Origin of the sequence: Flagellimonas sp. 389 (genome assembly GCF_018449435.1) — a bacterium.
Taxonomy (GTDB): domain Bacteria; phylum Bacteroidota; class Bacteroidia; order Flavobacteriales; family Flavobacteriaceae; genus Flagellimonas.
In genome coordinates this window covers 146846-160349 of record NZ_JAHCMU010000005.1, presented here as the reverse complement: position 1 = coordinate 160349, position 13504 = coordinate 146846, and the positions used below count along the sequence as shown (strand labels likewise).

The following is a 13504-nucleotide window of genomic DNA, read 5'->3' as shown; positions in this document are numbered from 1 at the left end:
GCTCTTTCACTTTCCTATTTGAAAAGAAAATGGTATTTTCGCCCACTGAAATTATAGAAAACAAGTAGTAAAATGGCAATATTAGAGAATATTAGAAAACGAACTACAGTACTGATTTTGATAATCGGTCTTGCTTTGTTCGCATTTGTAATATCAGGAGTCTTCTCAAGCAATGATTTGGGAGGTGGAAAAGTTGGTTCTGCAGTAGCTGAGGTGAATGGGGAAAGTATTTCTATTGATGATTTTAGGAGAGAAGTAGAGATTGCATCCAGAAGATTTGGCCCTAATCTATCTTCAACACAGCTGGTAAGCCGTGTGTACGATCAAGAAGTAAGAAAGGAAATCCTGGGTCAGCAGTTTGAAGACTTGGGCATCAATGTGGAGAGCGACCAAATCGTAGAGTTTGTAAAGACCTCGGGTTATGCGCAGATTCCCGATTTTCAAGATGAAAATGGAGTATTTAATGCTGAGGTGTTTAAAAGCGCCATTGCAGACTGGAAAGCAAACGACCCACTTCGTTACGATGCTTGGTTACAAGATGAGAAGTCCATTATACAATCTGCGAAGGAACGCCTATATTTTAATTTGATAAAAGGGGGCGTTGGTGCAACCTTGACCGAAGGTGCATTTGATTATAGGATGTCGAACGAGAAAGTCGATATCCAATACGTTCGAGTGCCATATACCTCGATTGCAGATAGTACCATTCAAGTTTCAAAAAAAGATATTGAGGCTTATGTAAATGAGCACAAGGAAGATTTTAAACAGGAAAAAGCTAGGGATATCAGATTTGTCTTTTTTGAGGAAAAGGCTTCCGTAGAAGATGAAAAAGCTGTTGAAGACGCAATGACTGCCCTTTTGGACGATACTGTTGAATACATTCAGGAAAGAAATACTACAGATACTATTCCAGGTTTTAGAAACGCTACAGATGTTGCCGCTTTTTTAGATAGAAATTCCGATAGTAAGTTCGATACCATTTTTAAAGCCAAAAAAGATTTACCTGCAGTTGTGGCCGATAGTTTAATGGATTTAGAAGTAGGGGGAATTTACGGACCTTATCGTGATGGCAACTTTTTCAAGGTTTCTAAAGTGATGAATAGAAAGCCCAATGGAACCGTAAAAGCAAGTCATATTTTATTTGCTTACGAAGGTGCCGAACGTGCCAACCCTAGTATTAAAAGAACAAAAGAAGAAGCGGAGGAAAAAGCAAAAGAGATTTTGGACGAAGCTAAAGAAGAAGGAGCTGTATTTACAACACTGGCAAGAGATAACTCTGATGGACCTTCAGCGCCAAGAGGTGGTGATTTAGGATATTTCCAAGAGGGTGTAATGGCAGATGAGTTCAATGACTTTGCTTTTGGAAACGATGTAGGTACTATAGGCTTGGTAGAGACCCAGTTTGGTTTTCATGTTATCAAAGTGGACGATAAACAAGATGTTGTGCAAGTAGCAACTTTCTCCAGGGAAATAGAACCTTCAGAAGAGACAATAAATACTTTGTTTACAGAAGCTACCAAATTTGAAATGTCTGCTACGGATGGCAAGGCAGATGACTTTGGGGATATTGCAAGAACTTCCGAACATACCGTAAGACCAGTTAATAAAATTAAGGAAATGGATGAAAACCTTCCTGGTCTTTCTGCACAAAGAGGTATTGTGCAATGGGCTTTTAACGAAGATACCGAGGTTGGTGACATCAAACGTTTTAATATCAATAACGGATATGCCGTGGTGCAATTGACCAAAAAGTATAAAGAAGGTTTAATGACTTCTGAGGATGCTTCGGCCACTGCATTGCCAAAGATTAGAAAAGAGCGTAAAGCAGAAAAAATCATGCTTGCCAATCAAGGCAAAGATATGGATGCTTTTGCAAAAGACAATAATGTCACCGTTTCCAATGCTTCTGCCTTGACCATGAAATCCCCAACCATACCAGGTGCTGGACGTGAATCTTTGGTCGTTGGTACAGCTTTTGCCATGGAACAGGACAAAGCTTCTGGTTTGATTAAGGGAGAAACAGGAGTGTTCAAGGTCAAGGTGACCAAAAAAGAGGAAGCTCCACAAATTGATAACTTTAGTACGTATGCAAATACGTTAAAGACCAGTGCTTCAAACAGAGTTAATGGAGATGTGTATAATGCATTAAAAGAAGGAGCTGAAATAGAAGATAAACGCGCTACGTTCTACTAGCGATAACGATATTTAAAATATATGAAGCCTCCTTTTGGGAGGCTTTTTTATTGAATTCTTAAAGTACCATATCAGCATAGGGTATAACCGTTTCAAACCCTTTTGCCTTAAAATAATCTGGAACATTTGTACTGCCAGTTGCCATAATAAAATCACCGCCCCATGCACCAAGGCTTTTTATAGCTCCTTGATAATCACGAAAAAGTTTGGATTTTACGGTTTCTAAGCCCAGTACTTTGGATAATATGTCTTCATGTTGCAGCATTAAGGATTCAAACTCTGAAAGTGCTGTGGTATTGACCATCTTTTTGGTAATCGTAGAAACATTAATAATTAAACTATGCATATCAAACTGTTCCTTTCTATAGGCTGTGATAGCATCTTTACTACTTTGCTTTTGGTTGAGGTAAACAAAATATATGGAATTAGAAAAAGAAGGTTGGAAGGTGACTTCTTCAACCTGTGTGGTTTTATTTTCTTTTTGATACAGAATGGGTTGGTTATGCCTTGCACAGGCTATATCGTATCCGCTACCGCCAAAGGCATTCCATAATAATTGATAAGCATCTACTTCTGCCCATTGGGCGATGTTATTAATTAGTGTGGAAGAGGTGCCCAGTCCCCATATTCGCGGAAAAGTAAGCTTGGTTTCCACTTTTAAACCTGATGAATTTTCTAAGAATCGGGAATTTTGTGATTTGGCCTCTGTCAATAATCCAATTAGTGTTTCGGAAATGGATTTATCGGTAGCGTCGATTGTCTTTAGGTTTTTTACATCAAAACATCCCTTAAACCACGTAGTGTTGTTTTCGTCAAAACTTTCCCATTCTAAAAAACCCGTATCCGTGGTGATTACTTTTAAGGATTGCCCATATCTTGTAGGTATCGCAAGACTCAAAGCGCCATCTAAAACAGCATATTCCCCAGATAGCAATAGTTTTCCGTTACTGTAAAATTCTTTTTGCATTATTTAGCCTGAATCTTTTCCAAAGCCTCCCTAACTGAAGCATTGGTTACGGTTTTGTCTTTAAAGTAATCAACAAGCTGTTGCTTTTCGTTTTCCGTTGCACCCATTTGGTTAAGCATATTGAGCAGATGCATTTTCATATGCCCTTTTTGTATGCCCGTGGTTACAAGAGACCGTACTGCTGCAAAATTTTGGGCCAATCCAGCTACGGCAATTATCTGCATCAACTCTTTAGCTGTCGGGTTTTGCAAAATCTGCATGGCTAATTTTACTAAGGGATGAAGCGAAGTAAGTCCGCCAACAGTACCTAAGGCCAAAGGGACTTCAATCCAAAATTTGAAAATGCCATCTTCAATACTGGCATGCGTTAAGCTAGAGTAACTCCCATCTTTCGCAGCATAAGCATGAATTCCTGCCTCAACGGCCCTAAAATCGTTTCCGGTAGCCAGAACAACTGAATCAATTCCGTTCATAATTCCCTTGTTATGGGTCACAGCTCTGTAAGGTTCCGCTTTTGCAATTTCTATAGCCCGAACCATTTTCTTTGCAAACTCATTGGGTGCAATGGTATCTCCGTCCAGCGCTTCAACTGGGCAACTCACTTCCGCTTTTACCAAACAATTGGGGACGTAGTTGGACAAAATGCTCATGACAACCTCGATGGCCTTTTCCTCATCGGTGAAATCAATATAAGAAGCTGCTCCCTCTTGCAATGTTTTGGCAAACTGTTCCAAGCAAGAGTTGATAAAGTTAGCACCCATAGCGTCCAACGTCTCGAAAGTGCAGTGCAATTGGTGGTACCCTTCAATTTTATCGCTAAGGTCCCTAAGTTGGATGTCGCTGATGCCTCCGCCACGTTTTTCCATACTTTTAGTAATAGAAGCAGTGTCCTTGTAAAAGTTAGGTTTTATGGTATTAAAAAATTGATGCAGTTTGGCTTTATCTCCCTTAAAGATAAAATGGACCTGCCCTACTTTTTCCGTACCTAGTACTTCAGATTTAAAACCACCTCGTTCCAACCAGAACTTGGCAGCTTTGCTAGCGGCAGCAACTACAGAACTTTCTTCAATTGCCATGGGGATGACATAGAGCTTTTCATTGATTAGAAAGTTTGGTGCAACTGCAAATGGGAGGTAGTAATTGGAAATGGTATTTTCTATGAACTCATCATGAAGCTTTTGAACAGAAGCGTCATTGTTCCAATACTGTTCCAATACTTTTTTTGACTCCTCAGGATTTTTGGTATAATTGGTTACTAACCAGTTAATTTTTTGATTTTTGGAAAGCTTGGAAAACCCTTCAACAGGAACGCTCATAATGTTTGGTTAAAGGCCTCAAATATAAGGATAATGCGATTTTTCATTGTACTAATGCGGTTTTTCATTCTATTTAAGTCATACTGTAATCGTATTGAAGGATAATTCTTGTTACAATTGTAACATCAAAGTTTATATTCTGAATAAATATTAGTAAACTTGATGGTTTTTAATCAATTTACGACTTCATGAGAAAACAGTTCTTTCTGTTCCTGTCCGTTTTCGGATTTTTAACCGTTACAATAGCCCAAAAGAAAAAAATAACCCTAGAGGATATCTGGGGAGGTACATTTAGAGCCGAATATATGGATGTGCTCCGTTCCATGAAAAATGGAGAACAATACACGATCCTAAATTTCAACCGTTCGCCACGTTCCAGTAGCTTGGATAAGTATGATTATGAATCATCGGAGAAAGTAGAAACCATTGTGACTTCTTCAGATGAAATTCCTTTCTTTAGTTCTTATACGTTCAGTGCCGATGAATCCAAAATAATACTCACCACGGAAACCGAAGCAATATTTAGACGATCAAAACTGGGAATTTATTATGTATATGATGTGGCCAGTAAAACCGTTGTGAAGATTTCAGATGAGAAAATCCAAGAACCATTACTTTCGCCAGATGGCTCAAAAGTAGCGTATGTAAAGGATAACAACCTGTATGTTTTTGAAATTGTAACAAACATCACAAAGCAGATTACTACCGATGGTAATAAAGGAACCATAATTAATGGGGTTACAGATTGGGTATACGAAGAGGAATTTGCCTTTGTACGTGCTTTTGACTGGAACAGCAACGGAACCAAGATTGCATTCCTCCGCTTTGACGAAACCAATGTACCTCATTTTTCAATGGACGTGTATGGTCAGGAATTGTATCCTTATCAGCATGAGTTTAAGTACCCCAAGGCTGGAGAGGAAAATGCCAAGGTAACGTTGCATATGTACGATATGGCGTCAGGAAATATTTCAGATATTGATTTAGGGGATGCCTATTACGTACCAAGAATAAAATGGATGAACAATCCTAATTATTTAAGTGTTCAGACCCTTAATCGCCATCAAGACCATTTAAAACTTCATGAGGTCAATGCAAAAGACAATTCAGTCTCAATATTGATAGAAGAGAAGGACAATGCGTATGTTGATGTTACCGATAACCTTACTTTTTTGGCGGATGATAGTTTTATCTGGACCAGCGAAAAAGATGGCTACAATCATATCTACCTTTATAATGAGGATGGAAAATTAATGAACCAGGTTACCCAAGGAGAATGGGAAGTGACCAACTACTACGGTTACGACCAAAATGAAGATAGAATCTATTATCAATCCACAGAAAATGGCTCTATAAACAGAGACGTATATAGCATTGGAACAAACGGCAAGAAAAAGAAAAGATTGACCACGAAAGAAGGGACCAATGCAGCGGATTTTAGTGCTAACTATACCTATTTCATCAATACATTTTCTGATGCCACTACACCATATCAATTCACATTGAACATAGCTTCAGACGGTGAAGAGGTAAAAGAAATCAAGAATAATTCGGTCTTGGACAATAAGCTAGAGGAATATGAATTAAGTCCAAAAGAATTCTCCACCATCAATATCAACGGGAACGATTTGAATATGTACATGATTAAGCCCGTAAATTTTGATGAAACCAAAAAGTATCCACTGTTTATGTTTCAATATAGTGGGCCAGGTTCGCAGCAGGTAGCCAACAGGTGGTTTGGTTCTAACGACTACTGGCACCAACTGTTGGTCTCAGAAGGTTATATCGTTGTGTGCGTTGATGGCCGTGGTACAGGATTAAAAGGTCGTGACTTTAAAAAAGTGACACAAAAAGAACTTGGTAAATATGAAGTTGAAGATCAAATCGCAGCTGCAAAGAAACTAAGCGAACTATCATATATCGATGAGAACAGAACCGGTATTTGGGGATGGAGCTATGGAGGTTTTATGTCCACAAATTGCTTGTTAAAAGGAAATGATGTTTTTGAAATGGCCATTGCTGTGGCCCCTGTAACCTCATGGAGATTCTATGATACCATTTATACGGAACGCTACATGCAGACCCCACAAGAGAATGCCAGTGGATATGATGATAATTCTCCGTTCAACTATCCAGAACTTTTAAAAGGCAAATATCTATTGGTGCACGGTTCTGGCGATGACAACGTACATGTGCAGAACACCATGCGTATGATCGAAGCATTGGTACAAGCAAACAAACAATTTGATTGGGCCATTTATCCAGATAGAAACCATGGAATCTATGGAGGAAATACACGATTGCACTTGTATACCAAGATGACCAATTTTATCAAAGCAAACCTGTAATCTAACACAATAAATATATGTCAGACCTTGTAAAACCTGCACACAAGAAAGAACTTTTTGGACATCCCGTTGGGCTATATGTGCTCTTTTTCACAGAAATGTGGGAGCGCTTTTCCTATTATGGAATGAGAGCCCTTCTAACGCTTTACATGACAGCACAAACATTGGAAAATAATCCTCAAAGCGGATTAGGTTGGACAGTGACGGAAGCGCTGGCACTTTATGGATGGTATACCATGTTGGTCTATGTAATGAGTATCCCAGGTGGTTTTTTGGCTGATAGGTATCTGGGACAGAAAAAAGCAGTAACGATAGGCGCTATACTATTGACCATAGGTCATGGTATTTTGGCCATAGACGATCTTTGGGCCTATTATACAGGTCTAGGTTTTGTGATTTTGGGTGTCGGAATGCTGAAACCGAATATATCTACTATGGTAGGAGGGTTGTATGGTAAAAAAGACATTAGAAGAGATAAGGGCTTTAGTATATTTTATGTAGGTATAAATTTAGGGTCTTTCCTAGCGTCTTTATCCGTAGGTCTGGTTGCCAAGGCTTATGGCTGGCACTACGGATTTGGTATGGCAGGTATAGGGATGCTCTTGGGGCTACTCGTCTATCTATATGGACAACGGTATTTAATTCATGTAGGGAATCCACCAACGGTCGAAGAAAAATCTTCCGATATAAGTCTTGGAGAACTTTTTTCACAACTATTTAAATCTCCACTGCAATTGGGAATCGTGGTCTTGCTTTTAGCCTACTCGATTTATGCCGGATTCACCTATGAAGGACCTGATAATTGGGGCTTTGGTATTCTGTTTGTTTTTCTTTCCCTTATCACTGGACTCATGATGATGATTTATAAAAACCTAAATGGAAAGGTTGAAAAGGACAGGTACGTCGTTTTGCTACTTTCTCTTTTAATGGTAATCGTATTCTGGGGATGTTTTGAGCAAATGGGCGGTTTAATGAACCTGTATGCACAAGAGAAAACAAACAGAATGTTACTGGGGTGGGAAGTTCCAGCTGCTTGGTTTCAATCTGCCAATCCAGGGTTCATAATTTTGTTCGCGGTAGCTGTTGCTAGTTTTTGGGCCAGAAGAAAACTAAAAGGAAAAGAGGCTACCTCCTTATTTAAAATGGCCGTTGGGGTAATTATTATGGGTGTGGGTTTTGCCTACATGGTATTCGCTTCTTTACAATATGAGAGTCAAGGAAGCTCGGCAATGTACTGGTTAGTGCTCGCTTATCTTTTCCATACACTTGGTGAACTCTGTTTATCACCGGTATCCTTATCATTTTTCACAAAATTGGCACCTGTACGTTATATGGCATTGATGATGGGGGTATACTGGGCCGCAACTGGATTGGGAAATAAAGTAGCTGGTGTCATCGGTGAGAGTTCGGTAAAAGCAGGTGAGCTTAAAGTATTTGGGGGGCTCTTTTTATTCGCTGTACTTTTTGGCATATTGGTCTTATTGCTGTTAAAACCATTAAAACGATTGACGCACGGTGCAGAGGACGAAGAAACTGTAGTCCATGACTAAGAACCAGTAGGGTTTAAATTAGTGGACCGCTAATCTTCCTCAAAATAAAAAGAATAACTTCCCTTTTCACGAGTGCTGTGGAAAGGGATTTTTCTTTTATTACAAGTGGCTTTCCAACGCGCTATATAGCTTTTAAAGTTACTTCCGTCTGCAATCACAATTTTGGGTTGGATGGAATCGATAATCCGATCCAGATTTATTTTTGGGGATTGGGTCAGCACTAAAAACTCTAGGTTTTTGTTTTGAGGATACATACTGGTACTGTCCATAATGTATATCTCTTTATTGCCAAGAATAAAGTTATATTTTAATGGTACAAAGTTTATAGAAGGATTCCGCTCCGCTATTGTATAGTTATTAATTACCGATGCCATACCAAGACTGTCCGTAGTATAGACTGTTAAAGAACCACCTTTCTGATGCAATAGCGAGGTATTCTTCGATTTATGGAGCAAAACAAAGGCCTCTTTATCCTGTAATCGGAATTGGTTCCAAATGTTCCATCCTTGGAACAAAATAATTCCAAAAAATAAGGGGAGGATAGCCTTGAATTTTGGTTTGGAAAGAAATAAAACGAAGGAAATTATAATGATATAACCCAAAATCATTTGGACACTATCAAATGGAATATTTTTAATGATAAAACCCTCTTGATGGGCAACCCAATCGATAATGGCGTTCATGACCGTAATGATTGCATCATAACTTTGAACCATGAAGTTGGGCAGGCGGTCCAATAACGATAATGCAATCACTAAAATTCCGAGTCCTAAAATCAATCCCAAAAAAGGAACTATTAGCAAATTGGAAACAAAGAACAAAGCAGGAAACTGATGAAAATAAAAAAGGCTTATGGGCAAGACGCCCAATTGTGCCGCTACACTTACCGATATCAATTGCCAAATCTTACGAGCAATATAGTTATGGGGAAACCAAAAACGTTGGAGTTTTGGATAGATCCATACAATCGCAAAAACCGCTGCATAACTCATCTGAAAACCTACTTGAAACAAAAACAGCGGTTTGAAGAGCAGAATAAAGAACATGGACAAGGCCACGATGTTGAATGAATTTGTTGGACGATTTAAATACATGGCATAAGCAAAAAAAGAGAACATGGTTACCGCTCGCACTATGGACGGGGAAAGGCCGGCTATAAAAGCGTAGCTCCAGAGTAAAACCACTATAAGTACCAACTTAAGTGTCTTTCCTTTTGGAATTCGCTCCAAAGGCGATAACAAGAACTGCAGTAACAACAATAGAATACCAACATGAAGTCCGGAAACGGCTAGAATGTGAACTGCCCCAGCATCGATATAACTGTTATAGGTTTCTTCTGAGATATCATTTCGTTGACCTAATAAAAGTGCTTGAATAACACCTAATTCATCTTTGCCAAAGTTCTCTTGCTTCAATTTTATGATGATGCGTTCCCTTAAATTTGCAGCTAAGCCCTTAAGCGTAGTTGATGCTTTATCTTTTAAAATAATTGCTTCAGGATAAACTTGGATTTGATGATATATTCCTTGCTTTTCCAGATACCTTTTATAATCAAATTGATGTGGATTTTGTGGAGCGGAAATTCGGTTGGACAATAAATTAACGAACAATTCATTGTCAACCTGAAGCTTTCGTATAGTAGAATCTACGAATAGATTCAAAATTATCTTCCCAGTGCTCTTTTTATTTTCAAGAGAAATGACTTTGGCTATATAACGCTCTGAATATTGATTTGGCTTAAGCTTTTCTTCAATCTTAAGTTCCCACAAGTTTGGCCTCTCAAGATTTTGTTTTGAATAATGTTTCGGTAAATCTTTGGATTTCGCCAAAGTAACAATGAAAACACCAAGGGCTAAGGTGATGAAAGTTGTTATTGATTCAAAAAATGGAAATCCTTCCCGGGGCTGTTTTTTATGAGCCCAATACAGAAAAGGCAATAAAACAATAGCGGTAACAAACGTTAAGGATAGTGCTATCTCAAAATAGAAGCCGATTACAATGCCCATAATAAGGCATAGGTTCAATTTTATAGAAACAAAATTAAAAAACCGCATTATAAAAACCGCGTAGCTTTCACGAAGGCATAGTTCCAGTAACCTTCACGTAAAGAAGAAACGATAACACCTCTAGATGTTGTGGAGTGAATGAATTTTATGTCATCTCCTTTTACGTCAACTACAAGTCCAACGTGATTGATGCGTTTTCCACTTTTTCCGGTCTTAAAAAAGAGAAGGTCCCCTTTTTGGACTTGAGGGATTTTTATTCGCTTCCCTTCTTCTGCCATTTGATACGAAGCTCTAGGAAATATGATATCATTTTCCTTAAGGGAAACATACAAAAGTCCGGAACAGTCCATTCCTTTATTTGTGGTGCCACCGTATTTATAGCGTGTTCCGGAAAACGTCATTGCGGTTGCAATGATATCTTCTGCTCTGGAGTTTTTTCTCTTCTCCTTTTTTGGAATTTCAAAAGGAGGGGGCTCTTCTTTTGATGCTTCAACAGAAACTGTTCGAGGGGTAGTGCTGTAGGTTCTTTTCTTTTTAGTTCCACAACTAAAAAAGAAGAAGATTGCGATAAGATAAAGGGCTTTTTTTAACATCCAAGAATAACTTTTTCTTCTTGGAAGCTAAATCTAAGCATTTTCTGCGATTAATTTAGCTGCTAATTGACTGGCGCCCTTTCCACCCAATTTCTTTCTTAACATATCGTAATCTTTCAATATGGTATCCCTTTCACCCCCATCAATTATTTTTGATAATTCATTTCTAAGGTTTTTAGTTGTCAATTCACTCTGAATCAGTTCTTTAACAACCTCTTTGTCCATTATTAAGTTGACCAAAGAAATGTAATCGAGCGTAATAATTCGTTTTGCAATCTGATAGGAAATCCAATTTCCTTTATAACATACGACTTGAGGGATGCCAAAAAGTGCCGTTTCTAAAGTTGCGGTGCCACTTGTGACCAGTGCTGCATGCGAATGCTTTAAGAGCGAGTAGGTTTGGTTAGAGACATAATTGATGTTTTTATCCTTTAAAAAGGAAGCATAAAAACTATCCGATAAACTTGGTGCACCCGCAATTACAAATTGGTATCCTGGAAAATCACCTCTCACAGAAAGCATGATTTCCAGCATTTTCTGTACCTCTTGCTTTCTACTTCCGGGCAGGAGTGCAATTATTGGCTTTTTTGGATCTAATCCATTTTCTTCTCTGAATAGATGCCCATCAACAATTTTGGTATTTTCTATGGCATCGATCAGGGGGTGACCCACAAAATGTACGGGGTAATCGTGCTTTTTCTCGTAAAAATCTTTCTCGAAGGGAAGTATCACGTACATGTTATCGATATCACGTTTTATCTTTTTAATTCTTCCTTCCCTAGACGCCCAGATTTGGGGGGATATGTAATAATTGGTCTTGAAATTATTTTTCTTTGCCCATTCAGCTATCCGAAGATTAAAGCCAGAAAAATCGATGAAAATAATTTGATCAGGATTAAACCTTGAGATATCTTCTTTACAAAAGGAAATATTCTTGAAAATAGTTGGAATATTCTTGAGGACTTCCAAAAAACCCATGAAAGCCATGTCTTTATAATGCTTGGCTAAATCACCCCCCGCTTTTTGCATTAAATCACCGCCCCAACAACGAATATTCGCATCGGCGTTTTGCTCTTTAAGTGCCTTGATGAGGTTAGACCCATGGAGATCTCCCGAGGCTTCGCCAGCTATGATGTAGTATTTCATTAGTTAAGTTCAAGTTTCAAATACAAGTTCAAACTCAAATATCAAGCTCAAATGTCAAGCTCAAATGTCAAATACAAATGTCAAATACAAATACAAATACAAATACAAATACAAAATTAAACTTTAAAATAAGTGCAAAGACCAAATTCAGTTTTAAACATTTTTTTCCTCTAACCTCTAACCTCTAACCTCTGACCTTTTCAAAAAATCTTATAATACAATATCACCAATGCAGTGAGCAAGGTTGCGATCATAACTCCTCTGGCCCTATAATCTCTTTTTAAACGCAAGAATCCAAAAAATGCAACTAAATTTAAGATAGCGCCCAATGCCAACAAACTTCCTATGTGTTCTTGGGCAACAGCAGCTTCAAATGTTTCGACAATACTTAAATCAGAAAAAATAAGGATGTAAAGTAGCGTTCCCAAAGTATTGGCGATGATTCCTACGGCAAATCCAATTAAAACTTCTTTTTTACTTTTCATTTAAACTCCAGTTGTTTACTTGTGGAATTACATGATGTGCGGTGAGGTCAAACTGTGTGGGTACAACGGAAACAAATCCTTGCGCCAAAGCCCATTCATCGGTATCTTCACCCTTGTCCAATAATTCAAATTCACCCGTGAGCCAATAATAGTCTTTGCCCGTGGGACTTATGCGCTTGTCGAATTTCTCTTTCCAATTGGCTCTAGCCTGTCTACAGATTTTAATTCCTGCAGGTTCATTGGTGCTTTTGGGAATATTCACGTTCAATACGGTTCCATTTGGGATGCCATGTTCCAGTGCTTCCAGTACTATTCTCTTTACGGATTTTAGCGCATGTTTAAAATTGGCATCCCAAGAATAATCACAAAGTGAAAATCCTATTGCGGGAACTCCTTCGATTCCAGCTTCTATTGCTGCGCTCATGGTTCCTGAGTAAATTACGTTTATCGAAGAATTAGAACCATGATTAATGCCACTAACACAGATATCCGGCTTTCTGTCCAATATTTCCTGTAGTGCCAATTTAACACAGTCCGCAGGTGTTCCACTACAACTATATTCACTGGGAGCGCCTTCATCTTGATCTATGACAACTTTCTTGGAATAGAGGGTGTTATCTATGGTTATGGCATGCCCCATGCCAGATTGAGGACTGTCAGGAGCTACAACGATAACCTCTCCTATCTGTTTCATTACCTTAATTAATGCCCTTAGTCCTGGAGCAGTAATTCCATCATCATTAGTCACTAAGATGAGTGGTTTTTTCATAAGATATAATTAAAGTCGTAAAAATACGTTTTTCATAAGGATATGAACCTCTAGGCGTTTAACAAAAAATTAAAAACCATGATTCATACTGGCACGGTTTTTTCTGTATCTTAGGGAATTCGTATGAAAAA

10 protein-coding genes are annotated in these 13504 nt (G+C 38.4%); 3 read left to right on the top strand and 7 right to left on the bottom strand.

The annotated features are described in order from the left end of the window. Window positions 1–72 precede the first annotated feature (72 nt). The gene (locus KIM67_RS06235) at window positions 73–2193 is read left to right on the top strand and encodes a peptidylprolyl isomerase (RefSeq protein ID WP_213830483.1); all 2121 of its coding nucleotides are present in this window, start codon (window positions 73–75) and stop codon (window positions 2191–2193) included. Between the two features lie 58 nt (window positions 2194–2251). Here KIM67_RS06235 and KIM67_RS06230 read toward each other — a convergent pair whose 3' ends face one another. Both KIM67_RS06230 and KIM67_RS06225 read right to left on the bottom strand, forming a co-directional pair. After that, entirely contained in the window at window positions 2252–3160 is a 909-nt protein-coding gene (locus KIM67_RS06230) for a GYDIA family GHMP kinase (RefSeq protein WP_213830482.1), read from the bottom strand. Continuing rightward, window positions 3160–4476, bottom strand: coding sequence for a hydroxymethylglutaryl-CoA reductase, degradative (locus KIM67_RS06225; protein ID WP_213830481.1), 1317 nt, complete (start codon window positions 4474–4476; stop codon window positions 3160–3162). The genes KIM67_RS06230 and KIM67_RS06225 overlap by 1 nt, the downstream gene beginning before the upstream one ends. Window positions 4477–4664: 188 nt before the next feature. On the opposite strand from KIM67_RS06225, the gene KIM67_RS06220 reads away from it, so the two are divergent. Beyond that, window positions 4665–6824, top strand: a complete 2160-nt coding sequence (locus tag KIM67_RS06220) for a S9 family peptidase (protein ID WP_213830480.1) — start codon at window positions 4665–4667, stop codon at window positions 6822–6824. A 17-nt stretch (window positions 6825–6841) separates the two neighbouring features. After that, window positions 6842–8374 carry a peptide MFS transporter gene (locus tag KIM67_RS06215; RefSeq protein WP_213830479.1) on the top strand — a complete coding sequence of 511 codons (1533 nt, stop codon included), beginning with the start codon at window positions 6842–6844 and terminating at the stop codon, window positions 8372–8374. A gap of 29 nt (window positions 8375–8403) precedes the next feature. Here KIM67_RS06215 and KIM67_RS06210 read toward each other — a convergent pair whose 3' ends face one another. The 5 genes from KIM67_RS06210 to surE form a co-directional block, all read right to left on the bottom strand. Beyond that, on the bottom strand, window positions 8404–10380 hold the full coding sequence (locus tag KIM67_RS06210) for a ComEC/Rec2 family competence protein (RefSeq protein WP_250149175.1): 1977 nt from the start codon (window positions 10378–10380) through the stop codon (window positions 8404–8406). A gap of 47 nt (window positions 10381–10427) precedes the next feature. Then, window positions 10428–10973, bottom strand: a complete 546-nt coding sequence (locus KIM67_RS06205) for a C40 family peptidase (protein ID WP_213830477.1) — start codon at window positions 10971–10973, stop codon at window positions 10428–10430. A 33-nt stretch (window positions 10974–11006) separates the two neighbouring features. Beyond that, window positions 11007–12119 carry a lipid-A-disaccharide synthase gene (gene lpxB, locus KIM67_RS06200; RefSeq protein WP_213830476.1) on the bottom strand — a complete coding sequence of 371 codons (1113 nt, stop codon included), beginning with the start codon at window positions 12117–12119 and terminating at the stop codon, window positions 11007–11009. Between the two features lie 200 nt (window positions 12120–12319). Beyond that, window positions 12320–12604, bottom strand: coding sequence for a hypothetical protein (locus KIM67_RS06195; protein ID WP_213830475.1), 285 nt, complete (start codon window positions 12602–12604; stop codon window positions 12320–12322). After that, window positions 12594–13373 carry a 5'/3'-nucleotidase SurE gene (surE, locus tag KIM67_RS06190; protein WP_213830474.1) on the bottom strand — a complete coding sequence of 260 codons (780 nt, stop codon included), beginning with the start codon at window positions 13371–13373 and terminating at the stop codon, window positions 12594–12596. The genes KIM67_RS06195 and surE overlap by 11 nt, the downstream gene beginning before the upstream one ends. Between the last annotated feature and the right edge of the window lie 131 nt (window positions 13374–13504).